This window comes from Acinetobacter sp. YH16040_T (assembly GCF_024605785.1).
Taxonomy (GTDB): Bacteria; Pseudomonadota; Gammaproteobacteria; order Pseudomonadales; family Moraxellaceae; genus Acinetobacter; species Acinetobacter amyesii.
In genome coordinates, this window is record NZ_CP094541.1 from 2,757,046 (window position 1) to 2,782,987 (window position 25,942).

Sequence of the window (25,942 nt, forward strand, 5' to 3'; positions counted from 1 at the left end):
GTTTTAAAGCTCCTCAAATGTTATAGCCTCCCTTGTGGAGGCTTTATCATTTTAAGCTACAGTTTTTCTATCTGGTCTTTGCTATAGTTTAAACATGATTTGAATTTTTAAAGATCATTATGCTGTTCAATGCCCGATATAACACCCTGCCACCTCACCTGTACCATCATCAGCAGCCTGTACCCTTAAAAGGCTCAAAATCAGGACATTTCAATGCTGCTTTGGCTGAACAGTTACAATGGTCGGATGAAGATAAAGCTCAATGGGTAGAGATTTGCAGTGGGCAAAAAACCTTTGAGGAATTTGAGCCGCTAGCGATGGTCTATGCTGGTCATCAGTTTGGTCAATGGGCCGGCCAATTGGGCGATGGTCGCGGCTTATTGATTGCGCAAATAGTAGATAAACATGGGCAAACCATTGACCTGCACCTTAAAGGCGCCGGCTCTACGCCTTATTCACGCATGGGCGATGGACGTGCAGTGCTGCGCTCGACTATTCGTGAATATTTGGCAGGACATGCGCTGAACAACCTAGGCGTTGCATCCAGCAATGCGGTGGGTTTTACCAGTTCTGAGCAAGGTGTACAGCGCGAAAAACTCGAACTTGGTGCAATGATGCTGCGTACATCTGACTGTCATATCCGTTTGGGGCACTTTGAATGGATCAATCAGTATCAGGGTGATTTACTGCCTGAATTCACGCAGAAATGTATTGAGTGGCACTACCCTGAATGCTTAGATGCCGAACAACCTATTTTAGCTTTTGCCACTCAAGTCATTCAGCGTACCGCAGTGATGATTGCCAAATGGCAGCTGATTGGTTTCGCACATGGCGTGATGAATACTGACAATCTGAATATTACTGGTTCAACGCTCGATTTTGGACCTTATGGATTTATGGAGCGCTTCCGCCCAAACTGGATCAACAACCATTCGGATTACCAAGGCCGCTATACCTATCAGCAGCAGCCGAGCATTGGGCATTGGAATTTATGGCAATGGCTGAATAATCTCATTCCGCTCTGCCCTACGGACTATGACAAAGAACAGTGGAAAGAAGATTTAGCTAAGTGCTTAGAGCATTTTGAACTGACCTTCTTGGAACATTATAAATTGGGCTTAGCTCAGAAAATGGGTTTGCCAAGTTTTCATAAAGACAGCTTTGACTGCGCCATGGCCTTTTTGCGTATTCTGCAAAGTGAACAGCTGGATTACACGCAAAGCTTTATTCGTCTGCAAAATCATGAATATGAAGCCATTAAAGATGACTGTTTAGACCGTCGCGCATTTGAAGGTTTCTTGGCCCAATATGAAAGCATCCGTGAGCATCAGGACACCGATGCTTTAGATGCGGAAATGGCACAGGCCAATCCGCAATATATCTTGCGTAACCATATGGCGCAAAAGGCGATTGAGCTAGCTGAACGCAATGATTTTTCAGAGGTAGAACGTTTATTTACATTGCTCAGTCGACCATTTACTAAACAGCCTGAACTGGAAACAACAGAAGATTTAGGACCTTTACCAAGTGATGTGCCTGAAGTGATGGTCAGCTGCTCGTCTTAAAAAAATATCCACAAATCCACATTTCACTCGAATCAAAATTGTGGATAATTTAAACATTATCCACAATTCAGAAATCGATGGACTGCGAAAGCACTTCATCCTCTCAAAAATAATGACAAGAAAAAATATCACGATCTTTAGTTTCGCTATCCTCGTCTGCATTGTTGCTGCCTGCTTTGCCTATCAAAAATTTGAAAAATATCTACCTACACCTACCAATGCACTGGCCTTTCCACCTGAATTAAGCGATTTACAAATTCAAAAAAATTCGCACAGAAACGCCGATCGACAATATTCAGGTACATAAGGCTCAGCGTTATTTGGAATTAAAACATCAGGATCAAGTCATTCGGCGTTACCCGATGCGTCTGGGTTTTCAACCGCTTGGACATAAAGTTCAAGAAGGTGATGGCAAAACGCCTGAAGGCAGCTATATGATTGATTGGCGCAATCCGCAAAGTTCATTTTATAAGTCTTTGCATATCTCTTACCCCAATGCGACCGATAAACAAAAGGCTAAAGATTTAGGTGTTTCTGCAGGTGGTGACATTATGATTCATGGTTCGGCGACCAGTTTACAAATGAAAGCTGCACCACAACTGATGACTTATTTCCCACAAAAAGATTGGACTTGGGGCTGCATTGCTGTGCGTAATATTGATATGGATGAAATTTGGCAATTGGTGAATAATGATACCGTTATACATATTCGTCCCTAGGCTTTAAAACTCAGGCTTATTTTTAGGTTATCCCCTATGATTGCATTACACACTGTAGCTGCTAAGTCGGCCTTAGCCCTGCCTGAAACCACCTGTAGCCAGCCTTTTGGTGAAGGCTGTGATGTGTTTAAAGTGATGGAGAAGGTCTTTATGCTGAGTTTTCATTTGGAAGGCAAAGCGGCCATCAACTTAAAGGTGCTGCCAGACAATGGCTCAATACTTAAAGATATTTATCCCTTTATTCGTGCGGGCTGGCATATGAATAAGAAGCATTGGATTTCTGTTTTTACAGATGAAGAATTGGAAGAAGAACTGCTGCAGGATTTGGTGCTAAATTCTTATGAATTAGTGGTGTCGAAGTTAAATAAAGGACAGCGGCAAAGGATTGAGTTGCTGAGGAGTGTTTAGATAACACTTCCCTTACAATTAAGTTAATATTGAGATGTTATTCCCAAGTAGAAATGTCCTACCTAATAACCAAATAGAAATGTCCTATATGGACATTTCCAAGTCAAGCACAGGATTTAGATTTCGTTGTTCAATCGCTGTTTTCTGTGCTTGTCTACGTGGCATCTTTTGAGAACGATTGCGTTTGTTTTGGTGTTCCAGTTGTTCATGCTGTTGTTGAATATGTGCCAGCACAGAACCCAAACGTTTATTCTCAACGATCTCTCTCTGGTTGAGCTGACTTAATTTATCAAAGATGCTGTAATTGATTTTTCTTCCCTGATATTCAATGGCTACAGTACCATCCGGATATTCCAAGAACTCAAGATACTTGCCGACCAATCTTTGATTTTCTTCGCTGTTTTCCAAGATATATACGCATTTATCATAAGTAATCGTCAAGCTGTTCGTGACCCTGCGGGGTTCACGCCAGGTAAAAACATCATCTAATTCTTCGGCTGTTTCAGCGATAGGCCGATGTAGATCCTTGGGATTAAAAGCCATCTTGGCGAATTTACGATTAAATTGCTCAATAAAGCACGGCAGCCACTTATTGGCATCTGCAATTGAACTGATGCCTTCTAAACGCATCTCCTTAATCAGACGATCCTGAAGTGTTCTATTCGCTCGTTCTACACGACCTTTGGCTTGAGGGGAGTTAGCGAAAATGATATCGATATTGAGAGTGCTCAGAACACGTCCAAACTGGGTAATCTTGGTGTCTTTCTTGCTACTTTGATTCACCCTAAAAACTGAATGTTTGTCACTGTAAAATGCCAATGGCTTACCATGCTGTTCGATATATAAACGTGTCGAAATCATATAGTCAAAGGCTGACTCTGACGCACAGAAGCGTAAATGCTGCAAGTTTCCTGTGGCATCATCGATGAATACTAGCAGACAGCATTTAGGTGCTCGACCTTCAAACCAATCATGGTGTGAGCCATCAATTTGGATCAATTCACCATAACAATCTCGGTTATAACGAGGCTGATATGGTCGTTTCAGGCGCTTGCAGCGAGGGATCCATAAATCGGCTGCAATCATCCAAGAACGTAGTGTTTCCACTGAAATATCAAATCCATGAACAGTGGTGAGCTTTTCATGCGCTAAAGTGGGTCCGAAACCATAAAGTTGATCTGAAACAATATTGAGACACTTAAGTCTGAGTTCTTCAGGAAGTTTAGAATTGCTGATTTGGCCACGAGCGGCATGGGCTAATGCAGCGGGACCTTGAGCTTTGTATTTCTGCAGTAAGCGTCTGATCTGACGTTCTGAGATATGAAGTAGCTGAGCAGCCTGAGGTTGAGTTATGCGTTGATCGCAGATTTCTTGCAAGACCGACAATCGTTTAAGTTCTTTATCCGACATAGACACCAACATATCAAACCGTCCGCTTCGATAATCGCAAAAGCGCATATTCTAAAAGCGGACATTTTTACTTTGGAGAAACCGGACATTTCTACTTTGGGCTTACATGAGAATTTCAAATAATCACTATTATGTTAATTAGATAGTTGTTTGGTGCCCCACTGTTTATAAAATAACGAGTTAGAAACTTTATTATTTATTAGTCTCGTTTAATCCTAATTTTTTATGTTAATATTTTTCTTAACATTAAGAATTTTAATAATTTATTATGGATGATAATTCTAAACAAGTTGAGCTACACAAACAACATACAGCTTTAGTTGAAAAAACTACTTTTATGTTTCTTACAGCAGCAACAGCTTCAATTGGTTTTATTTTGACTCAGCTAAAGCAGGTCATTTGGAGTGATTTAATTTGGTTAATTATAGGATCATTGCTTTTTTTAGCATTAAGTTTCATTTTCGGATCTGCTCAATTAGGGCATAAGGCAAATTTTTTAAAATTTAATTCTGAATACTTAAGTCTATTATCTAAAAAGTCTAGTACTATGGATGAAGCTAAATTATTAGTTAAGAATTTTGAAAATGCAGCAAATAAATTAACATCAACAAGTAAATGGCAGAAAATGTTTCTTTTTTTAGGTGCAGTACTTTATTTCATATATTCAATTCTGGATATTTATTTAAAATCCGTTATTTAAATTTCATAAAATTAACATAATACACGTTATACGAAATAATTTATTTTATCCAATATAAATCATAATCTTATATAAATTCGCCCTAGAATTTAATACACTAGAGCAGTCTTTATATTAATACTCACTCAATTTGCGTATTTTGTCAGAATTTTCAAAATCATTCTTTAGTGGCAATGAACAAAAGCTCTTCCCTAAGCCTTCATGGTATTAAATCTTCTTCGCTTGCATCACTTTAAACAGCACATACAGCAGTAAAATCCATACGGGCTGCATCAGCACCGACAGCATAAAGCCCTGATTCCACATGATGTATAAAATCATCAGCATAAACACTAAGACAAAGTAGTTGGTGAACGGCGCAAATAATGCAGGAAACTTAGTTTGTACACCCTGCTGCTGCATCGCTTTTCTAAACTTTAAATGAATTAAGCTAATCAGCATCCAATTCAGCACCGCAGCGCTCACTACGATATAAATCAAATAACTCAATGCTTTTTCGGGCAAGAAATAATTCAGCAGCACACAGCCAAAAATCAACAAAGCTGAAAATAAAACCGCAGCAATCGGTGTCCCGTGCTTATTCACCTGTTTAAAGGCTTTTGGCGCATTGCCCTGTTCTGCCAAACCGAGCAGCATGCGGCTATTGGCATACATGCCGCTATTACAGACCGAAACGGATGCAGTCAAAATAATAAAGTTCAGCAAATGTGCCGCCCAATCAATCCCCATCTGATTAAAAATCATCACAAAAGGACTATGATCCAAACCGCCAAGTTTCAACTGATTCCACGGCACCAGCGACAGCAGTACCGCCAAGGAACAGATATAAAATAAGAACACGCGGATCACGGTCTGATTCACCGCTTTCGGGATATTTTGATCAGGATTTTCAGTTTCAGCCGCCGCCATGCTGATTAATTCAATGCCGCCAAAAGCAAACATCATAAAGGCTAGCATGTAGAATAAGCCTTCAAAACCGTGCGGGAAGAAGCCGCCATGTACCCATAAATTACTAATCGAAGCGGTAGAGTCTGCGCCAGCTGTAAGTAGCAGATATATACCAAAAATAATCATGGCAACAATCGCCACAACTTTAATCATCGACAGCCAAAATTCAGATTCTGCATACAGTTTGACATTGGCTAAATTGGCTAGCGTAATCACAGCAAAAAACACCAAAACTGAAACCCAAGCAGGCACATGCGGCCACCAGTAATTGACATATTTGCCTATCGCGGTCAGCTCGGTCATCACTACTAAAATATACAGAATCCAGTAGTTCCAGCCCGTTAAAAAGCCCGCAAATTTGCCCCAATACTTAAAAGCAAAATGACTGAATGAACCTGTGACTGGCTCTTGCACGATCATCTCGCCCAGCTGGCGCATAATCAGAAAAGCAATCAAACCACCAATCAAATAGCCCAGAATTATCGATGGTCCAGCCGACTCAATAATATGCGCAGAGCCTAAAAATAGCCCTGTCCCGATTGCGCCACCCATTGCAATCAGCTGAATATGGCGGTTCTTTAATCGGCGCTGCAGTTGAGGCATTTCGCTGCTCACAACACGTCTCATCTTATAAAAAAGTGGATTGTAGCCTGTGCAGCTCTTTGCAGCCAAATATTCGCAGTTTATTTCTGTATGAATCATTATGGAATACAGCGTGTGAGCTGCATTACTCCATAGCACTTGGTAATTTATAGTGCTTGACAATACAGGCCATATGATTCCATTACAACATCCGAAATCTTTAGCCGCCAGTATGCTAAAGTGGCTGAATATATTGCCCTTTCAAATATAAACAGCTCTCAATTGAGAGCTGTTTTTAGCATTCACCACGCTTGATGGTTGATTGATCGCGAATGCAGTACGCCTAAACCTATTCTAACCATTCATACTACGGCACCATGTAAATCGTTATTTACGCTGTGGCTCGTCAGCCCACCGTGCATAACTCTTCGTGCTTTTCAGCACAGTGTCCGCTTGTTTTGCAGTGACGCCACTATAGTCCTGAGAGAAACTATCTAAATTTTCATCCAAACTCGCACCATCAAATAATGGGAAAGTACCGGCTTTTTTCTGAATCACCACATCATCAATCATCCAACCGCGGAAACCGTTATAAAGTTGATCGACCGTTTTGAATTGGAATTTCAGTTGAACATTGGCCTTGCCTGCATATTCATCCAATGAAATTGCTTCTTGCTGAACAGCAGCCGGCGCGAGGTTAAAGCCTAAATTACTGTATGGAATCGGCGCGCGCTCATATGCAGAGGACGGATCTGCCAGCGGGTTTAATCGAGCCAAGGTCTTAAAGCTGTTGCCACCGTCGGTAGAAACTAAAATATTCATCAAATCGAACCCTTGATTATTTGGATTGACCGACTCAATTTCCCACCATGTTTTAAAGCTTAAACTCAAAGGCGCTTGATACTGGCTTAGATTAATGGCAGGTGAGATTAACTCACCCATATTATGGGTATTAGATGTTCCGCCATCAAACTCTGGAGCCAAAGATGAATCACTTAAAGCGCCAATAAAGTTGCCATTTACTTTGTCGCCATACCAATATGCCGTATTACCTTGCAGTGGCTCAGGCACCTTGCCTTGACTTTGGTCATTCGGCGCTAAGCGTACACGCTGATTCACTTGATTATTACGGATGTTGTGACCTTTGTTTAGCAACTGCCAATCGACATTGGCCACACTTGGTTGCGACCTTGTCCATGCATTGCGAGTAGCAGAGTCCGCTTCAAAAGTTTCACGCCATATGGCATCTGCAGATGTCGTTTCAGGCAGCACTTCAAATTGATAGCCCGATGCAGAAGAAGCAATGACCGTAACTTTTTTCGTAATAGTATTAATTCCTGCACCGCTAATGGTGAGCGTGGCATTTTTCAATGCTTCAAGCAGCGCATTTGATACGTTGAATGAAAGCGTGAAATAGCCATTGGCATCGGTAATTGCACTGACAAATGCACCATTGGTCGCAGCACCGCCAGATAATGCGACTTGCGCATTCGCTAAAGGCTTTCCTTTATAAATGACCTGACCAGACAACGTACCGACTACTGCATCATTGACAGGTGCATCGCTTAAGGTCTGACAGTCTTGGTCTAAACAGTTGAGTATCACATTCAGCACAATGCTCTTATTGGTATTTTTAGGATGGATCAAGAATGCTGAAACTGCAGACTGTCCATTTTTAGTGACCAAAACATAATATGTGCCTGCAGCCAATTTAGGCAGCTTAACGATGCCTTGAGCATTAGCAAGGTAACTTTGACCTTTAAAATGAGTCGCTGTCGGTAAACTGTTGATCGGTGGAAATAACTGTTCAGAATCATCTGCTGTGATTGTATTTGTTGCTATTTTCAGACTGCCTGCTTGTACTTTCTGCCACTCTTCATCACTTAAAATCTGAATCGACGCAGCATTTAAGGCAAGATTATTCACATCTAATAAAGTCAGCTCTTCTACGCTTTTCTGTACCATGGCATCGGCAACTGGCTCTGGCGGTACGCTTACAGTCTCATCACGATCATTACCGCCACACGCCGTTAAACCCAAGACACCTGTGACCATTATTATTTTTGCAAATGCGCTATTTTTCATCTGTTCTGCCCTCTGGCTTTTCCATTTTTAAAAATTGTTATCTCTACATTGAACTCTACCAGCCCAAACATACTGGTGAATATTCCAGCAAAATAATAACCAATTTTCATTAAATGCGCAAATTTCGCATTTTTATGTGATTTTTATCATTCATCCAATTGCCATTGTTTTGCTGTTAAGGGATGCCCATTCCTTCAAAAATGGAATACTAATAAATATCTAATACTAATAAAAACTTTAAAAAATAAAAAATTTACGATATAAATAAAAATCGGTTATAGATAAATTCAAACTTATCCATAACCGAACAATTTAAATTCCATTATGACAATGCAAAGCTTTTTTTAATACATATCAATACGGCTAAATAAAACAACTGCTTAAAACTTTACACATTCTAAAGAAGCTAATCTGTTTACAGTCGCTGGTCCAACAGCACTTACCATAGATATTGCGCATATATTTGCGCGCCCATACGTTTTGCTTGGTTGGTATTGAATGAATCTGCTATGTATTTAAAACCAAAGTTTTCATGTTTGACGGAAAGGCCAAACGAATTGGTTTGGGGTTCAAAATGGATTCCCCACATTAGCCCTGTATTCCAATATGCATTGAGCTGCCAAAGACTTATATACTCATTTGAGATTGAACTGAGTCCTAAACTCCAAGCCTGCTCTGAGTCATAATTTAAATCCGTATAAATTTTAAATGGCAGCTTTTGCGCATAGGTCTTATCTTTATCAAACTCTCCCTGAATATCAAACCGTGGACGCTTATCTTGATCATAGCTGATGTTATATCGTGTGTATGGAGCATCTTGCCAATATAAATATGCCAATGCATCCTGAATATTAATTTTTAAATTCCAATTTTTTGCAATAGCACCTCTTAAAGTCGCATCTAGGGCATAGCCATACCCGCTATGCGCCTGCTCATTCCAGCCCATTTCATCTTCTTTCAAAGCAGGATGATCATAACTGTAATCTATGCTCCCATTCAGCCATTTGACGCGGTCCATAAGCTCTTGCTGATCTGTCGTTACCCCTAGCGCATTAATATGACCATCAATATAATGACGCCCAATTAACGCGGTTATACCCGTTTCTAAATTCCAATTCGAACTAATGGGCCATGTATAGGCAGCCCGAGACCCAACAGTATCAATATGCTGTGCTTCAAGCCTCAAGTCATACGTTGAGTTTGCATCGATAGGCAGTTCATTCTGTATTTGATAATAAAGCTTTGCTGTATCCTCACTGAAATTGAGCGCATAGTCATATCGCCAGATCCAGCTAAAATCCCAATTACCCTGCTTTACGCCCAATTGCATTAAACCATGAGCAAATGCATTTTTTCCTGATTTAAACTTAGAATCACCCCAATCATCTGTAAATGCATGAATCGCTAACGGTTCACTATAAACATCTGCTTGCACTTGATAATAGATAGCCTCTTGTGCATAGCTATAAAACGGGAGCGATAATCCCAATAATACTAATTTTTTTTTCAACATAGAAAAAAGGGGGAACATCGTTACCCCCTCTCCTTAATTCATTATTATGGTGCAATCATTAACACAGTGTTATCGGTAAATTTCGCAGAATAAATGCTATTCGATACTCTATTGATCGTACCGTAGCTAACAGTACCGACTTTAATATCAGCAGAACTGAATTGATCTAAATCTGGAATTTCTACAAATGCACCATTCGCATGAGATACTCTTGACCAGATAATTGGAGATTGCGCGATCAGATTGTCAGTTTTTACATCTATATTTAATGTATTTTGATCAACTGTAACTTTAAGATTTGCTATCCCTTTTTGGTAATCATTCCTTTTAGCGTTAAGCAGTAAACTGAATGGCTTCACAGCAGCCCCCCCACCTTTTACGTTACCAGAGAGATTAACTGTCAAATCTGCATTAATAAATGCAGCCGCAGATTCGCCTTGGGTAATATCAAAGGTTTTAGTCAGATCATTTTTTAGCTTAATATTTGCATCTAAGCCTAAGTTTTCTGCTCCGCTTAAAGCTTCACCTTTCAAAATAATTTCATATGGAATAATTTGATTAAATGTTTCAGTACCATTTTTGAATTTAACTCGAGCAGCTTTGCTTGAAAGTTCAGTTAAATTCAGCTTCGCGTTCTGAGTTGTTAACAAAACATTTAAAAATTTAAATTGTGCCGTAACCGGAGCATTTTCACTTTCTGAGTCTTCCAGCTTGATAGCTGTATCATAAACAACTTGAGCGGTACTGTTGCTATTAAACCCTAAGCTTGATTCTAATCCATCCGCATTTTTAGCTGTGATTTTACCGCCTGAAACTATTTTAAAATCATGCTGTTTTGCAGATGCTGTGAATGGCGCATCCAACTTTAAATTGCTTACAGTAATCAAAACCGCATCGCTAAAAACATCTTTTCCAGTAAAAGTACTGCTATCCCAAATATAGTCCATCCAATATTTAGCCGATACACTTCCATTAACAGAAACTGAAGTCGGTGTTACGCTGATTTTAAGACCATTTTTGCTCAAAATATAATCTGGATAATATATCCCCCCATAGGTCGCATCATCCTCTAAAAGTGCCTCTAATTCTGCAGCGGTATAGTCTTTTGTGGAACCTTGAGCATCTTTCTGCGCCAATGAAGCTAAAGTAATGATGAGATCAGAAGCATTACTAATATCATTTCCTGCATTACTTACAGCATCAAATGCAGGCTCATACTGAGACTGCAAACCTTTAAAACTGTCAAAATAGGCAATAATATTGTTCGTAGTTTTGATTAATACTTTAGCTTTCTCTAAATCTGTTGCTGGATTTGATGGGTTAGCTGTTTCCCCATTTGAACCGCCATTATCTGAAGTCCCACCGCTACTAGAAGACCCGCCGCCACCACCGCCACATGCAGTTAAAATTACAGAACAGCTTATTGCTAATAAGGTTTTTTTTAAAATCATTATGTTTTTCCCTCTTAAAAATACAAATAAAAAAGCCTTTAAAAATTAAAGGCTTTTAAAAAAAGATTCAAGAACAAAAAGTAACATTAATCTTCTGGATATTCAAAACGGTAGCCAACGCCATACACGGCTTGAATCCATTCATGACGGTTGCCAGTTTCCGCTACATCTGAAATCTTACGACGTAAATTTTTAATATGACTATCAATCACACGGTCAGCCACTTCAAAACTGTCTGGGTTAATATGATCAAGCAATTGCGCACGTGAATACACCTGCCCTACATGCTCTAAAAACAACTCAAGTAAACGAAACTCTGTTGGCGTTAAGCTCAACGCTTTTTGTTGATACCAAATACGTTGCTGTGCTTTGTCCATACGGAATAAATCATTCACCTCTGGCTCTGCTTTACGTTCTAAACGACGTAATACCGCTTGCACACGTGCCACCAATTCTTTCGGACTAAACGGTTTGCAGACATAATCGTCAGCACCCATATTGAGCCCCAATACACGGTCAATTTCTTCAGTGCGTGCAGTCACCATAATAATTGGCAGATCAGACTGCTCACGGACTTTACGGCAAATGGTTAAGCCATCCATACGTGGCACCATTAGGTCCAAAATCATTAGACTCGGCTTACGCTGCGTGAAGCTCTCATAGGCTTCTTGCCCATCATGAAACATGCTGACTTCAAAGCCTGCAGCCTCTAGATAATCACGCACCAGCTGTGCAAGTTCCACTTCATCTTCAACCAACATGATATGTTTCATGCATGCTTCCTTTTAATATTTCATCTGTTTGGGAAATGTCAATTTGCAACGCAAACCGCCCAATGGAGAATGATCAAAACTCAACTCTCCACCCAATGCTCTAGCTATTTTTACGGATAACGCCAATCCTAATCCTGTACCACCAGTTGCACGCGTACGTGAATCATCCACACGATAGAAACGCTCACCTAAACGTGCCAACTGCTCATCAGTTAAACCAAATGGGCTGTCATCAACATACACGGTCCACTGGGTTTCATCTTGCTCAGTATGAACATGCACTTCACCACCAGCTTCCGTATAACGAATACTGTTACCCAATAAGTTGACCATAATCTGTTTAAAACGGTCTATATCTAATTGTAATGAAGTCCCTTCGCCCATTGCGGTAATTTTCAAATCTGCTTGCTCAAACTTCGGCTTAAAGCTTTCAACCTCTTGGATCACTACATCCCAAGGATTGAGCGTGGTCAAATAACAATTCAGTTGTTGTGCATCGGCTTGTGCCAAATCTGCCAAATCTTTGGTCAATTTTTTCAAACTACTCACTTGATTCAGCATCGAAGTAAAATGCTCTGGCGTTGGCTTACGAATACCGTCCTGCATCGCCTCAATTTGAGCCTGTAACACGGCCAATGGCGTTTTCAATTCATGTGAAGTATCAGCCACCCATTGACGACGTGACGTTTCATGCTGATCGAGAATTACGGCCAACTGATTCAATTCATTCGATAAATCACCAAGCTCATCATTACGGTTCACTGCAACTTGATGTTGATAATTGCCCTTGGTTAATTCACGTGTTCCCATTAACAAACGCTGAATCGGTTTTTTAAAGTATGTTGCCAATAACAATGCTGCAATCAAACTTGCAATAAACGTAAGCGCATAAACCAATAATAAATAACGTTTTTGCTTACTAAAGAAGTTAATACTGATCGCATCATCTTGATCGAGGACAGGTTTGAGCCCCAAATATCCCACGATTTGATTATTCACCATAATCGGACGATAAGAAATCTGTTCATCTGTCGGCTCACCCACAACAAATTGGCGATGTGCATCATATAAAGATAAACGCGAACTCAAGCCCAAGCGGTCAGGCATTTGGATAAATTGTTTCTTACCACCATTATTACTGTTACTTTGTGAGGATTGATCTGCATCTTTTTCATCCGTGTTCGACTCTTTTGGACGGAATACATTTTGGTTCGTACTTAAAGGAAATTTTAAACCTTCAAAGGGTTGGAACTCAGATGGTAAGTTTTGTTCCAGCCATTTTAGCTCTTCAATTTTTTGCTCTGCCGTATGCTGTGGTGTTGCCAGCATCGATGCTGCATTTAAACTATGATCTTGGAAATAGCGCTGCTGCAATGCAATGTCATATTGACGACGTAGCCACCACCGAGAGAGACGATCATAGTCATCGGGTGCTGCCTGCCCTTCAATTTGTAGAATCTGCGCCTGAATCGCATTTCCCCAATCATGATAAACCGTATACACATCGGCTAAATTTTCAATGACATGGTCAAGCTTTTGCATCTCGACATCGGCCACATATTTGGTGAAATTACGCTGCATATTCCAATGCAACACGCCAAGACTTACCGTTGTGATGACGAGCGTCGTCAACAGCACAGTCAGAAACAAGCGTAAGGCAATCGGGATACGACGTATTTTCAAAAGAGAACTCTCATTTTTCTTCTATATTCATTATTGTAGCGAACACGCTACTAAAAAACTCTCCATTGTTTCTACATCTTTATTATTTAATCTTTAACCATTGAAAAAATATCTAATCTGGTGGGGTAAAGACTATGAAACAAATGACCAAAATGGCTTTAATCGGTGCAAGCGTATTGAGCATGGGTGCACTCACTGCCTGTCAATCGACAACCGCACCAAAAGATAACGATCATGGCCGTATGATGAAACAACATCATGGTGATCAAGATCGTCGTATGTCACCTGAGCAACGTGAACATTTTAAACAAATGCGTGCCGAGCAACGTCAAGTGTTTGCTGATATGCAAAAAGCTTGTAATGGCAAGACGATAGGTTCAACTGTTCAAGTAAAAGCTGGCGAAAAAAACATTGATGGTACATGTACCATGGTGTTCAAAGCAGACCGTCAGGACATGAAAAAAGCGCGTGGTGAACACAAACCAATGCGCGGTGAACATCGTCCAATGCGTGGTGACATACGTGGTCAGATGCAACGCGGTGAGCCACTGACTGATGCAAAACGTGCAGAACTGACTAAACAGTTTGATCAACGTTTAGCAGAACGCCAAGCGAAGCAACAAGCCATTATGAAAGCATGCCAAGGCAAGACTGATGGCAGTGCGGTTGCCATTAAAGTTGGCGAACAGCAAATCAATGGTAAATGTGAAGTGCGCTTCCAACCTAAAGCCCCTGTTGCCCCAACGCCAGCACCAGTGAAATAATCCAAACTTAGATCGCAATACCATTGCGTAAAAAAAGGCACTCCAAGGAGTGCCTTTTTTATTGGACATATCTTTTTACGCTTTTTGACTATTTGTGTCATTCATTTTCAGCCAAAAGTGTTTACACTCAATGCACTTAGCATTTTCAAGGGATATTTCTTTGACTTTACAGTCACCAACAAATCGCCCTGAAATGCTTGTACCCAATAAGAAGATGTTGCACGATTAGAACCATTCCAATACGTGTCATTGAAGACACGTTCAAATGTTTATTTAGGATTACTAACGCTGGTAGAAACCAGTATTGAGGAAAACGATATGCCACAATACAAAGCGCCCTTACGTGATATGCAATTTGTTCTGCATGAACTTTTAAAAGCAGAAGATCACTATGCACAACTGCCTGCATTTTCAGACACCGTAAGCCGTGAGTTGGTTGACCAATATCTAGAAGCTGCTGCTGACTTCTGTGAAAATGAACTTTCTCCTCTTAACCAAGTCGGCGACCGTGAAGGTTGTACTTGGAATGATGGCGTTGTCACAACACCAACTGGTTTTAAAGAAGCGTATCAAAAATATATCGAACTCGGTTTCCCGTCTTTATCTGCTGAAGAACAGTATGGCGGTCAAGGTCTACCTGTTTCACTAGGTAACATCATTTCAGAAATGGTGGGTACGTCAAACTGGGCTTGGGGTATGTATCCTGGTCTATCTCATGGTGCTGTACGTACTTTAGAACACCACGGTTCACAAGAACAAAAAGACACTTACCTTCCTAAACTTGTTTCAGGTGAATGGACTGGTACGATGTGCTTAACAGAATCTCATGCAGGTTCTGACTTAGGTATTATCCGCTCTAAAGCTGAACCACAAGCAGACGGTAGCTATGCAATTTCTGGCGAGAAAATCTTTATCTCTGCTGGTGAACACGACATGGCTGAAAACATCATCCATATCGTACTTGCTCGTCTTCCAGGTGCACCAAAAGGCACGAAAGGTATTTCATTATTCATCGTACCTAAATTCAATGTAAATGCTGATGGCTCAATTGGTGAGCGCAATGCGGTACGTTGTGGTTCGATTGAACACAAAATGGGTATCCATGGTAACGCGACTTGTGTCATCAACTTTGATAACGCAAAAGGCTTCTTGATTGGCCCTGAAAACCGCGGTCTAAACTGCATGTTCACATTCATGAACACTGCACGTATCGGTACTGCTGTACAAGGTCTTTCAGCTTCTGAAGGCGCTTTCCAAGGTGCACTTGCTTACGCAAAAGACCGTTTGGCAATGCGTTCACTTTCAGGCCCTAAAGCACCTGAAAAAGAAGCAGATCCAATTATCGTTCACCCTGCAGTACGCAACATGCTGCTTACGCAAAAATCATTTGCTGAAGCTGGTCGTGCTCTGGTTTACTTATTGTCTTTCCATGCCGATATCGTGGAACAAGGTGCAACGGAAGAAGAACGTAAGTTCTCTGACAACATTTTGTCTCTACTAACTCCAATTGCTAAAGCATTCTTGACTGAAACAGGTTCTGAATCTGCAAAACACGGTGTTCAAGTATTTGGTGGCCACGGCTTCATTTCTGAACATGGTATGGAACAAATTGTACGTGATACACGTATTTCATGCTTGTACGAAGGTACGACTGAAATTCAAGCAATTGACTTGTTAGGCCGTAAAGTATTGGGTACTCAAGGTGCAATGTTGAAAGACTTCACCAAGATCATCCATAAATTTGTTGAAGCTAACAAAGACAACGCTGCCATGAAAGAATTTGTTGAGCCGCTTGCTGCGCTAAACAAAGAATGGGGCGACTTAACCATGCAGATTGGTATGAAAGCAATGCAAAACCCTGAAGAAGTAGGTGCTGCTGCAGTCGATTACCTCTACTTCTCTGGTTATGTGACGCTTGCTTATTTATGGGCTCGCATGGCGCTAGTTGCACAAGAAACTTTAGCTGCAGGAACAACAGATGTTGATTTCTACAATGCAAAAGTAACGACTGCCCGTTTCTACTTCAAGAAAATCTTACCACGCGTTCGCTCTCATGTAGAAGTGATTGCAGGTGGCCTAGATCCTCTTATGGCATTGGATGCAGAACACTTTGCATTCTAATGTGAATATCTAAACATATTCAAAAGATTGTACTCTTGAGTGCAGAAATAGAGAAAGGACGGTCATAGCATTGGCAGTCCTTTTTCTTTATAAATAGTCCCACAGTTTTACTTAGGCCAATTTTCTTCACGCTTTGTGTCGATACAAATTGCCCCAAGTCCATAGATTCAAACAATAAACAGGTGAACGAACATGCCAATTTATAATGCGCCACTTGCAGATATGAAATTCATCTTAAATGATGTTTTTAAAGCAGAACAATTCTGGCAAAACAACGAAAATCTTGCTCACGTTGATGCTGCAACTGCAGAAGCCATTCTTGAAGAAATGGCAAAATTTGCGCAAAACGTCACTCATCCTTTAAACCGCACAGGTGATGAAGAAGGCGCAAGCTATAGCAATGGCAATGTCACGACTCCTGCTGGTTTCAAAGAAGCATTTAAACAATATGCAGAAGGCGGCTGGATTGGTCTAGGCGCAGATGAAGAATGGGGCGGTCAAGGCATGCCAAAAATGCTGACTGTTCTGTCTGACGAAATGCTGTTTGCAACCAACCCATCATTCATGCTCTACCCACTTCTTTCTGTAGGTGCAGGCATGGCATTAAACAGCTATGCATCACAAGAGCAAAAAGAAACTTATTTGCCGAAAATGTATACAGGCGAATGGTCAGGCACGATGTGCTTAACTGAACCGCATGCAGGTACAGACTTAGGCATTATTAAAACTAAAGCCGAACGTAATGAAGACGGTACTTATAACATTACTGGTACGAAAATCTTCATCACTGGCGGTGACCACGACCTTTCTGAAAATATCATCCACTTAGTTTTAGCGAAAACGCCTGATGCGCCTGCGGGCTCACGCGGAATTTCACTCTTCATCGTACCTAAATTCTTGGTGAATGCAGATGGTTCATTGGGTGAGCGTAATGCTGTAGGCCCTGGTTCTATTGAACATAAAATGGGGATCAAAGCGTCTGCAACATGTGTGATGAACTTTGATGGCGCAAAAGGCTACCTGGTTGGTAAAGAAAATGAAGGCCTTGCAGCGATGTTCGTCATGATGAACTACGAACGTCTGTCTATGGGTATTCAAGGCCTAGGTGCTTCTGAATTTGCTTATCAAAATGCAGCGCAATATGCGACTGATCGTTTACAAGGCCGTAGCGCTTCTGGCGTTCAATCGCCTGCAAAACCTGCAGACAGCATCTTAGTTCATGGTGATGTACGTCGTATGTTGCTGAACGCACGTGCCAACAATGAAGCGTCTCGTGCATTTGCGGTTTATGTTGGTCAACAACTGGACATTACCAAGTTCTCTACTGACCCAGAAGCAGTCAAAGCAGCCAATAACCGTGTTGCGCTATTAACACCGATTGCGAAAGCGTATTTAACTGATACAGCTTTCCAAGCAACACTCGATGCGCAAATGGTCTTCGGTGGTCATGGCTTTATTCGTGAATGGGGTATGGAACAATGTATCCGTGACCTGCGTATTGCACAGATTTACGAAGGAACCAACGGTGTTCAGTCTCAAGACTTAATTGGTCGTAAAACCATTAAGTGCAATGGTGAATTCATTGCTGAATATATCCAAGAAATCCGTGATTTTGCCAATAACTTAGATGCCAGCTTGAACTACATCAAAGATGCAACCTTAGATGCAGCAGCTGAAGTTGAAGCTGTGACTCAATATGTACTTGAAGCTGCTCGTGAAAACATTGAGTTCCCGAACTCAGCAGCCGTTGATTACCTACATGCTGTAGGCTTACTCAGCTTTGCCTATATGTTTGCCCGCATTGCAGATGCAGCAAAAGACAAAGATGGCGAGTTCTACCAAAACAAACTTGCACTAACCCTTTACTTCACGCAGCGTATTTTGCCTGAATTGGCTTTACGCATTGCTAAAGTGAAAGCAGGTTCTGAAGTGATCATGAACTTCTCTGAAGATTACTTTACCAACCAAGCTTAATTAGCCGTACAAAATCAAAAATGCCCGATTTATCGGGCATTTTTTTATTCATTGTAGTGATAATATTTCCTGACTGACCTAGCCATTTCAGAATTCGCATTTTCCAAAGCTTTTGCCACATTCATCGAATCTACAGCACTTCGGTTTTGACTGACTTTAAATTTCCAGATCATCGACTGGATATCGACTTCAATCGCCACAATTTTCTCTAACTGTTCAGCAATAAAATCATTAGGCGCATCGCACATTTTCCACGGCACGGGTTGGCTAGCTTCATGTTGTCGAGTCAACCGAGTCAGACCCCCCCGCAAATATTTTTCATGGTCAACTTTACGAATTGTGCCTTTGACATGTACCACGCGATAATTCCATGTCGGTACAACGCGATGATGCTCCTGTTTTCCTTCATACCAGCTTGGCGAAATATATGCATCATCGGCATGAAAAATCACATAGGCTTGCGCTGACTAATTTAGCAATTCAAACATTGGATTAGCCTTGGCAATATGACCGCGCAATATGCCCAATTCGCCTGACTCAGCGCCATATTCTAGTGGTAAATGATTCACTTCCAACTCACCATTGGGTGCAGTCAGTATTACTGTCGCCAAAGCATACTTACGCATAAGATCAATCAGATCAGGGAGTTCATCATGTTTAAAATGCGTTGGTTGATACATCGTCGCTTCATTCTTATAGGACAAAATTTAAGCTCAAACTTAACATTAAAAACTTTATTAAACCTAAAAAATATTTTTGTCATATGCGCTTCATGTGCATGAAATTTGCTTGGTATTTAATGACTAGTTCATCATTGAATATTCACGCAATTTACACAGGAGGAATATATATGACACACCGTGATCCCAAAGTAGAAAAAGTTGAAGCCCTCCTTGACCGTTTTGGCAACCTTGCTGTAGAAGGTTTTCATTATCTTGCACTGTTTGTCATCGGCTGTATGATTTTATGGTCTGCGGGTCATACCATTTTTGAAATTATTACAGTTAAACAATTCGCCACGATTGACGATATTTTATTATTGTTTATTTTCCTCGAACTCGGTGCCATGGTCGGTATTTATTTTAAAACTAACCACATGCCGGTACGCTTCCTGATTTATATTGCTATTACTGCCCTGACCCGTTTACTGATTTCGGACATTCAACACGACCATAAAGCAGATATGGGCTTGGTCATTACTACAGGTTCGATTCTAATTTTAGCTGTGGCCATTTTGATTGTGCGCTTTGCCTCTTGGACTTACCCTTCGGTTATTCGAGATAAGCATTCCGAGAAGCCATTACCTGAAGGAAAAACCCCACGTCCGCAAGATGATGAATTGGCTTAAACACTAATTCGTTCCTTCTCCTTTTAGGAGACGAGTAGCACTACTACGCAAGAGAGAGGTTATAAACCTTATCGATTAGGCACCAATACATAGCGACCATTTTCAAAAATCCAGTACATTCCATTGGGTGGTGCTGGTAAACCTAAACGCTGCCAATCACTGATAAAAGTATAGGTTGAACTGGAAATACTCGCGCTGGCAGGATCACCATTTACCCAGCTATAACTTTGTGAATTTTGGATAATCGTAGTCGGTGCTTGATATTGAATACTTATGCCATTTTGCACCTGTGGTGGATATGGACGGTTTGGATAATTGGGATATTGAGGGCGATGAGGATAGTTCGGGTAATGCTGCGGGTAATTGGGAGCATGCTGTGGATAGCTTTGACCATGTTGGGGATAACCAGGCCGATTCATCGACGGTGGGCGGTGTTGTGTCTTTGACGTATCTACACCTTGGTAATTTGCCCATTTGTTTTCCGCAAAAGTACTAGCTGAAGCACTGATCAGCATCACACCTGCAATCGCATAGAATAATGTGGTTTTCACTTAAGCTCTCCTCGACAGTTTATACGCTCAGTATAAATTCCATTGTAGGAGAAAAAATGGATAAAAATCCATCAAATGCAATGATTTGTTAAATACTCCACGCGATTCTGATCAGCAGATGATGCACTCGATTTTCGACGGAATATGCTAAGATGCCTTTTATTTCGTAGTGGATCAAACGCTGTGTCTGAATTAAGTTTTGACCGACTTCATCAATTTTTTTCGAAAGTACCAAGTATCCAAGAAGCCTTAATCGACTCCTACGGCACCGATGGCAAAAATGCGTGGTGGTTCAAATTTCAAATTAATGTAGATCACCCTTTAGCATGGCAAACTGTTCAAGAATTGGGCCATGTATTGAACTATATTTCTAAAAATGAACGCTTACCGACTCAATTTTTACCGGTTTCTCCGCCACCATATATGAATGGCGAAGCAAAACAATTCTTGTCTTGGGTGATTCAATGTAACCATGCTGACTTTCCTCCAGATGTCATCTGTGACTGGTTAGAAGCTCGTTTACCTCAACCGGTAGATGATGCCGATAAATGGAAAATCAAAACCGATATTAAAGAATTGGATCAAATGACGGATAAAGATTTAGATCAAATCGTTCCGCCAAATCCTGAACCGAAGAATTAAAACTGATTAAATCCCTCCTAACCTCCCTTTAAAAAAGGGAGGAAAGTCCCTCTTTTCAAAAGAGGGATTTAGGGAGATTAAGACAATTCTAAAAAGTAGATAATCCGCTCCATTCCATAAAGCGATACAACACATATTTCAACTTAGAGTCATCGGCATACGTGTCATAATCCACACTCATTTGCTTACCATCACGGTTTGACCAAGCCGTATTAAAATATTGATTTGCCTCTTTAAAGACTTGAGCGTCTTTCAAACCAATCACGCGTAAATCAGTTTCTAAATTATAATTTTTCAGGTTACGCGCTGTGAAATTGGCAGAACCTAAAATCATATCTGCCTGATAAGCTGTTCGTTTTAAAATCATCTTGCTATGGCACTGCTCACCTTGGGTATTACACCAACGTACATCAATACCCGCATCGTGTAATTCAGAGGCAACAGGACGATTTGGAATACCATTTTTGGTTCGACCAAAAGCATCTTTATTGGGATCGAGTAATACCCGCACTTTCACGCCACGTTCATGTGCAGCAATGAGTGCTTTGATAATTTTACGTTCTGACAAGTAGAACATCGCGATATCAATTTCAGTTCCAGCTTTCTTCGCGCTATCAATTAAGTCGAGTGTGGCATCATAAATTGCTTTTTCAGTCAGTACTTGAACCTGTGGCTGAGTTTTCGCCGCTTCAACATCTTTAATCACCACAAATGGAATATTGGCTTTGGACATCATGCCTACGGCTTGCTCGGTCTTTAACAGATCAATCGCGGTCATGCCTTTGACGGTTAAGGCCACATTAGAATGTCGTGAGCTACCATCATGCGGATTCATAGAGGTGACCAAACCTTTCCAACCTTCAACGGTATCTACCACCAAGGTTTTACGATGATTGGCTTTAAAGTTAAACAGATCCATATAACTGCGGATCGTCACCTTTTCGGTTCCCAATGGGTTCGGTAACCAGCCTTTTTCAGGATTATTGCCAATATCTTGACAACAGATATACCAAAAACCTGACCATGCAGGATTGGACGCACGAAGCGGCGCCAAATTGGTTTCCATCAACTCAATCCCCCCTTGCCGTAATTGACGATAATGCTCGGGTTGAATGCCGCCATAGACCGAATTGACCGGGTCAGTAATCACAAAAATTTCCACTTGAGGAGATAGTCGACGCTTCAAAATCAGTGCATCGGTCAGTTCCTGTGTTAATTGTTCATGTTTTAATTGAGAGTCGCCAACTTGCGGATTAAAGAGAAACATATCCAACACAATGGTCGACTGTGCTTCTTCGATCATTTTTAGCATTTCTTTAAAAATGCGATGTTCCTGTTGCTGCTTTCCTTGCGCATCGATATAGGTTTCATCCACTAAAAAGTTCACTTCAGCATGGCGAAGTTTCCCCGTGTAGTTCAGCCCTTCAGGGAGTGGTTTTAGCGTGTGATAGGTTGCCGATGCCAAATAACCTAAAACCAATAAACCAATGACCACACCCACATAGCGACGGCGTGACCAATTGAGCTTGTGATGTATTCGTTGAATGATGCGCATAAGAAAAAACCTAGTCTAATGCGCTCAGACTAGGTTTTATTCATTGATTTTTCAAGAGGATTTCTGTGACTTCACCTAGACTTCCTTAGAAAAGTCTGTGCAAATTCAATTAGAAACCAAATTCAAGACCAACTGTAAAATTACGACCGACTTGTGGAATATTGGCAAGGAATGACGTGTGAGAGTAAACATCTTCATCCAATAAATTATTGGCTTTGAAATAAACCCGATAATCATTTTGATCTTTCAACTGGCCACTATAGGCCACGCCCAAGTTCACCATGTTGTAGCCATCTGTTTCACGCTCAAATGCAGTGATTTTGTCTTGTTTGAATACATGTGAATATTCTGCAAGACCTGACCAACCATCGGCAAAGTCAACATCGACCTTGGTTCCTAAGCGCCCTGCAGGCACACGTGGCGCATTTTCACCATCAATTTTGCCGCGTACATAATCACCAAAGACACTGAGTTTATACATATCATTAATGGCATAACCCATTTGAGCTTCCGCGCCATAGAACTTGGCTTTGTCTTGGGTGTAATCAACTAAGCGGAAGTTTTCAAAATTATCTTTAGTTGCAGCATAAATGTAGTTGTCATACCAGTTGTGGTACACATGAACGTGATAATCCAACTGATCTTTTTCATAATGGAAACCTAATTCTAGATTATTAGATTTTTCAACATCTAGATTTTCATTTCCACGTTCATAGGTATTGGTCGCAAAATGCTTACCATCAGCATACAGCTCTTGCGCCAACGGCAAACGCTCTTGATGAGAACCCACCAAGGACAATTTATAATTGGGTGCAAACGCCCAATTCACAGCACCAGAGTAGGAAATACCATAATCGTCATAATCTTTTTGTGCAGAATCGATCTGAATTTTCTGCTGATCGACACGGGCGCCCAGCTCGACATGAAAATCACCAAATTGTTTATGTTCTAAACCAAATACACTCCATTTTTGGGTTTTATTTGGGTTCATCAATGACTCTTCGCCACTGATATTGAGCTTTTGCTGATTGTATTGGGCGCCAATCACACCTTCCCAATCCGCAATCGGGTTATGCACTAACTCTAAACGACCATCGTAACCTTTACTTTTAAAGGTTGTTGCTGCGGTATTACCTTCAATTTCATCATGTTGATAATCGGTATAACTTGCATGTGCACGGATTTTTTGGAAGCCCGCAAACGGATTCGCAAGTTCGGTACGGAAATCATAACGTTCTGACTTTAAGTCGACCCATGGGCCTGCGGCATCATGATCGTGATCATGTTCGTCATGCGCTGAATGATCATGCTCATCGGTATGCCCATGGTTGTCATGACCATCACAATGTAAATGGTCATCATGTGGATGACAGCTTTCATATTCATGACTATGTCCCGGCAAGCCATATTGGTCTTGACGGTTGCTATAAGAAAGTCCAGCAAAACCTCGATCATGAATCCATGACGCGCCCACACTGACATTTTGCCCTTCTGCAAAGGTGTTGCCGACACGACGTTCTTTTTCTAACTCACCCTCATGGTCATGGAAATAATTGGGTGCAATATAGTCATTGGCTTTGCGTTTCGAACCTTCTACACGGATGGCAAATTGCTCACCTAAAGCAGCCGTCACACCGGCACTCGCCAATTTTTCATCACTGCCTGAGTTATAACGAACCCCAACTTGCCCTTCATAACCTTTATCAGGAATAGAGGTAGGAATCTTTTGATCCGTCACGTTGACCAAACCGCCAACTGTGCCTGCCGCGTATAACAGCGTTGATGGCCCACGGATCACTTCAATTTGTTTTGCCAAAATCGGATCTACCGTAACCGCATGGTCAGGAGATAAGGTCGAAACATCTGCAGTTTCTGAGGCGTGTTCTAAGACTTTGACACGAGGGCCATCTTGACCACGCAGCACAGGACGACTTGAACCTGCACCAAACTGATTTGAATATACACCCGGCTGTCCGGCTAACGCATCACCAATTGTGACGCCACCTTGTGCAAGAGCTTTATGTTGAATGACATTATCGGCAACAGCAAAATCTGCCGCACTTTGGTTTAAAGGATGGACCTGAACATTAATAGCTTCGAGCTTTTGTACCTGTTGTTCTGGGTCATCGGCATAAAGGTTGGGTGCAATCACTGCAAAAATCGAAACAGTTATTAAATTCTTATGAAAAGACATGTTGGAGAGACTCAAATCAGGCTATTTTTGAATAATGTTATAATATAACATTTCATTCGTTTTGCAATAAAAAACATTCTAATTTGCCCAAATCATATACACTCACCTATACCACATTGTATTTATTCATATATTTATTTTAATTCAATGCCTTTTACCATATCCCATGCTGTACTCGCACCGCCTATTTCCAAATTAAGCGGAAATCGCCTGCCTATTGCAGCACTCGCAATTGGTAGCATGGTGCCAGATTTATTCCGTTTATTTACTAATGCTGACTATGCAGGTTCACATCAATGGTCGGGGTTAATTTTTCCAAACTTAATCCTTGGTTTGCTGTTTTGTGTGCTGTGGTATGTGCTCTATCGCCCGATGTTATTTGCTTTTTTTGGTTTAAATAAGCCGCTGCATCTACAGAGTCTTAATCAATGTTGTGGGTTTATCCTCAGCCTCATCCTCGCACTCATCATTGGAACTTCGACGCATATTGTTTGGGATGGCTTGACCCATGTTGACTTTCGCACCTTTGCTTTTAAGGATCTGTTAAGTCTGCCGATTCAATTTTTCGGTCATTCATATCCCCTACATCGTGTGTTGCAAATTGGATTATCTGGCTTGGCCCTCCCCGTTTTGGCATGGATGATTTATCGTCATCATCTTCATTATCGAAGTATAGTAAGCGTCCCCGCATCCATCAAAGTCTATGTATATGGTTTAGCGGCCCTGTCTTTAGCTGCGGGCATCGCAAGTTATTTTTATTTTGCTGACAGTATTTATTCAGATGCCTTTGTGCATGACCTGTATGCCTATGTCGGCAAAGCCATTAATTATTTTTTTCGTGCATTTTTGGCCACGTTTAGCCTTGGTAGTCTGATATTTCTGATCTTAAGCAAGAGCACTAACATTTTTTCTACGTCATCGGCTTAAGCCCATCATTGACCGAAAATTTGCTGTAA

General features: G+C 41.1%; 19 protein-coding genes and 2 pseudogenes. 10 read left to right on the plus strand and 11 right to left on the minus strand.

The window, feature by feature from the left end:
* Nucleotides 1–119: 119 nt before the first annotated feature.
* From MST16_RS13510 to MST16_RS13520, 3 genes and pseudogenes are all read left to right on the plus strand, one after another.
* The gene (locus MST16_RS13510; RefSeq protein ID WP_180011775.1) at nucleotides 120–1,565 is read left to right on the plus strand and encodes a YdiU family protein; all 1,446 of its coding nucleotides are present in this window, start codon (nucleotides 120–122) and stop codon (nucleotides 1,563–1,565) included.
* 112 nt (nucleotides 1,566–1,677) lie between these two features.
* Nucleotides 1,678–2,284: pseudogene (locus MST16_RS13515) on the plus strand (murein L,D-transpeptidase family protein).
* 36 nt (nucleotides 2,285–2,320) lie between these two features.
* Nucleotides 2,321–2,692 carry an MmcQ/YjbR family DNA-binding protein gene (locus MST16_RS13520; RefSeq protein ID WP_218946194.1) on the plus strand — a complete coding sequence of 124 codons (372 nt, stop codon included), beginning with the start codon at nucleotides 2,321–2,323 and terminating at the stop codon, nucleotides 2,690–2,692.
* An 84-nt stretch (nucleotides 2,693–2,776) separates the two neighbouring features.
* On the opposite strand, the gene MST16_RS13525 is transcribed toward MST16_RS13520, so the two are convergent.
* On the minus strand, nucleotides 2,777–4,102 hold the full coding sequence (locus tag MST16_RS13525) for an ISNCY family transposase (protein ID WP_180012554.1): 1,326 nt from the start codon (nucleotides 4,100–4,102) through the stop codon (nucleotides 2,777–2,779).
* 268 nt (nucleotides 4,103–4,370) lie between these two features.
* Here MST16_RS13525 and MST16_RS13530 point away from each other — a divergent pair, with 268 nt between their 5' ends.
* Entirely contained in the window at nucleotides 4,371–4,802 is a 432-nt protein-coding gene (locus tag MST16_RS13530) for a hypothetical protein (RefSeq protein ID WP_180010991.1), read from the plus strand.
* Nucleotides 4,803–5,009: 207 nt separating this feature from the next.
* On the opposite strand, the gene MST16_RS13535 is transcribed toward MST16_RS13530, so the two are convergent.
* From MST16_RS13535 to baeS, 6 genes are all read right to left on the minus strand, one after another.
* Nucleotides 5,010–6,365: an amino acid permease gene (locus MST16_RS13535; protein ID WP_180010989.1), complete on the minus strand. Its 1,356-nt coding sequence runs from the start codon at nucleotides 6,363–6,365 to the stop codon at nucleotides 5,010–5,012.
* A gap of 354 nt (nucleotides 6,366–6,719) precedes the next feature.
* Complete coding sequence (locus MST16_RS13540; protein ID WP_180010987.1) at nucleotides 6,720–8,417, minus strand: carboxypeptidase regulatory-like domain-containing protein; 1,698 nt, start codon at nucleotides 8,415–8,417, stop codon at nucleotides 6,720–6,722.
* 439 nt (nucleotides 8,418–8,856) lie between these two features.
* A complete protein-coding gene (locus MST16_RS13545) occupies nucleotides 8,857–9,948 on the minus strand; it encodes a hypothetical protein (protein WP_257222989.1) in 1,092 nt (363 codons plus the stop codon).
* Between the two features lie 26 nt (nucleotides 9,949–9,974).
* Nucleotides 9,975–11,381, minus strand: coding sequence for a hypothetical protein (locus tag MST16_RS13550; protein ID WP_218946169.1), 1,407 nt, complete (start codon nucleotides 11,379–11,381; stop codon nucleotides 9,975–9,977).
* Nucleotides 11,382–11,467: 86 nt separating this feature from the next.
* Nucleotides 11,468–12,154 carry a response regulator gene (locus MST16_RS13555; protein WP_180010985.1) on the minus strand — a complete coding sequence of 229 codons (687 nt, stop codon included), beginning with the start codon at nucleotides 12,152–12,154 and terminating at the stop codon, nucleotides 11,468–11,470.
* 12 nt (nucleotides 12,155–12,166) lie between these two features.
* Nucleotides 12,167–13,837 carry a sensor histidine kinase efflux regulator BaeS gene (gene baeS, locus MST16_RS13560; RefSeq protein WP_180010983.1) on the minus strand — a complete coding sequence of 557 codons (1,671 nt, stop codon included), beginning with the start codon at nucleotides 13,835–13,837 and terminating at the stop codon, nucleotides 12,167–12,169.
* A 134-nt stretch (nucleotides 13,838–13,971) separates the two neighbouring features.
* Here baeS and MST16_RS13565 point away from each other — a divergent pair, with 134 nt between their 5' ends.
* The 3 genes from MST16_RS13565 (at nucleotide 13,972) to MST16_RS13575 (ending at nucleotide 18,696) form a co-directional block, all read left to right on the plus strand.
* Nucleotides 13,972–14,601, plus strand: a complete 630-nt coding sequence (locus MST16_RS13565; RefSeq protein ID WP_180010981.1) for a hypothetical protein — start codon at nucleotides 13,972–13,974, stop codon at nucleotides 14,599–14,601.
* Between the two features lie 318 nt (nucleotides 14,602–14,919).
* Nucleotides 14,920–16,722, plus strand: a complete 1,803-nt coding sequence (locus MST16_RS13570) for an acyl-CoA dehydrogenase C-terminal domain-containing protein (RefSeq protein WP_078194152.1) — start codon at nucleotides 14,920–14,922, stop codon at nucleotides 16,720–16,722.
* Nucleotides 16,723–16,914: 192 nt separating this feature from the next.
* Nucleotides 16,915–18,696: an acyl-CoA dehydrogenase C-terminal domain-containing protein gene (locus tag MST16_RS13575; protein ID WP_180010979.1), complete on the plus strand. Its 1,782-nt coding sequence runs from the start codon at nucleotides 16,915–16,917 to the stop codon at nucleotides 18,694–18,696.
* Nucleotides 18,697–18,740: 44 nt separating this feature from the next.
* Here the strand turns inward: MST16_RS13575 and MST16_RS13580 are convergent.
* Nucleotides 18,741–19,376, minus strand: a pseudogene (locus MST16_RS13580) (FMN-binding negative transcriptional regulator).
* A gap of 170 nt (nucleotides 19,377–19,546) precedes the next feature.
* Between MST16_RS13580 and MST16_RS13585 the strand changes: the two are divergent.
* The gene (locus MST16_RS13585; protein WP_180010978.1) at nucleotides 19,547–20,044 is read left to right on the plus strand and encodes a phosphate-starvation-inducible protein PsiE; all 498 of its coding nucleotides are present in this window, start codon (nucleotides 19,547–19,549) and stop codon (nucleotides 20,042–20,044) included.
* 68 nt (nucleotides 20,045–20,112) lie between these two features.
* Here the strand turns inward: MST16_RS13585 and MST16_RS13590 are convergent, their stop codons facing one another.
* Complete coding sequence (locus tag MST16_RS13590; RefSeq protein WP_373687872.1) at nucleotides 20,113–20,595, minus strand: RcnB family protein; 483 nt, start codon at nucleotides 20,593–20,595, stop codon at nucleotides 20,113–20,115.
* Between the two features lie 183 nt (nucleotides 20,596–20,778).
* Between MST16_RS13590 and MST16_RS13595 the strand changes: the two genes are divergently transcribed.
* On the plus strand, nucleotides 20,779–21,237 hold the full coding sequence (locus tag MST16_RS13595; protein ID WP_180010976.1) for a hypothetical protein: 459 nt from the start codon (nucleotides 20,779–20,781) through the stop codon (nucleotides 21,235–21,237).
* 88 nt (nucleotides 21,238–21,325) lie between these two features.
* Here MST16_RS13595 and MST16_RS13600 read toward each other — a convergent pair whose 3' ends face one another.
* Both MST16_RS13600 and znuD read right to left on the minus strand, forming a co-directional pair.
* Complete coding sequence (locus MST16_RS13600; RefSeq protein WP_180010974.1) at nucleotides 21,326–22,792, minus strand: phospholipase D family protein; 1,467 nt, start codon at nucleotides 22,790–22,792, stop codon at nucleotides 21,326–21,328.
* 109 nt (nucleotides 22,793–22,901) lie between these two features.
* Complete coding sequence (gene znuD / locus MST16_RS13605; RefSeq protein ID WP_180092134.1) at nucleotides 22,902–24,986, minus strand: zinc piracy TonB-dependent receptor ZnuD; 2,085 nt, start codon at nucleotides 24,984–24,986, stop codon at nucleotides 22,902–22,904.
* Between the two features lie 147 nt (nucleotides 24,987–25,133).
* Here znuD and MST16_RS13610 point away from each other — a divergent pair, with 147 nt between their 5' ends.
* Nucleotides 25,134–25,913, plus strand: a complete 780-nt coding sequence (locus tag MST16_RS13610) for a DUF4184 family protein (protein ID WP_180004577.1) — start codon at nucleotides 25,134–25,136, stop codon at nucleotides 25,911–25,913.
* Nucleotides 25,914–25,942 lie beyond the last annotated feature (29 nt).

What these genes read in the sequence shown, in the direction of transcription:
- MST16_RS13510 (WP_180011775.1), top strand. Translation starts at nt 120, where the DNA reads ATGCTGTTCAATGCCCGATATAACACCCTGCCACCTCACCTGTACCAT.
- MST16_RS13520 (WP_218946194.1), top strand. Translation starts at nt 2,321, where the DNA reads ATGATTGCATTACACACTGTAGCTGCTAAGTCGGCCTTAGCCCTGCCT.
- MST16_RS13525 (WP_180012554.1), bottom strand. Translation starts at nt 4,102, where the DNA reads ATGTCGGATAAAGAACTTAAACGATTGTCGGTCTTGCAAGAAATCTGC.
- MST16_RS13530 (WP_180010991.1), top strand. Translation starts at nt 4,371, where the DNA reads ATGGATGATAATTCTAAACAAGTTGAGCTACACAAACAACATACAGCT.
- MST16_RS13540 (WP_180010987.1), bottom strand. Translation starts at nt 8,417, where the DNA reads ATGAAAAATAGCGCATTTGCAAAAATAATAATGGTCACAGGTGTCTTG.
- MST16_RS13545 (WP_257222989.1), bottom strand. Translation starts at nt 9,948, where the DNA reads ATGTTCCCCCTTTTTTCTATGTTGAAAAAAAAATTAGTATTATTGGGA.
- MST16_RS13550 (WP_218946169.1), bottom strand. Translation starts at nt 11,381, where the DNA reads ATGATTTTAAAAAAAACCTTATTAGCAATAAGCTGTTCTGTAATTTTA.
- MST16_RS13555 (WP_180010985.1), bottom strand. Translation starts at nt 12,154, where the DNA reads ATGAAACATATCATGTTGGTTGAAGATGAAGTGGAACTTGCACAGCTG.
- MST16_RS13565 (WP_180010981.1), top strand. Translation starts at nt 13,972, where the DNA reads ATGAAACAAATGACCAAAATGGCTTTAATCGGTGCAAGCGTATTGAGC.
- MST16_RS13570 (WP_078194152.1), top strand. Translation starts at nt 14,920, where the DNA reads ATGCCACAATACAAAGCGCCCTTACGTGATATGCAATTTGTTCTGCAT.
- MST16_RS13575 (WP_180010979.1), top strand. Translation starts at nt 16,915, where the DNA reads ATGCCAATTTATAATGCGCCACTTGCAGATATGAAATTCATCTTAAAT.
- MST16_RS13585 (WP_180010978.1), top strand. Translation starts at nt 19,547, where the DNA reads ATGACACACCGTGATCCCAAAGTAGAAAAAGTTGAAGCCCTCCTTGAC.
- MST16_RS13600 (WP_180010974.1), bottom strand. Translation starts at nt 22,792, where the DNA reads ATGCGCATCATTCAACGAATACATCACAAGCTCAATTGGTCACGCCGT.
- znuD (WP_180092134.1), bottom strand. Translation starts at nt 24,986, where the DNA reads ATGTCTTTTCATAAGAATTTAATAACTGTTTCGATTTTTGCAGTGATT.
- MST16_RS13610 (WP_180004577.1), top strand. Translation starts at nt 25,134, where the DNA reads ATGCCTTTTACCATATCCCATGCTGTACTCGCACCGCCTATTTCCAAA.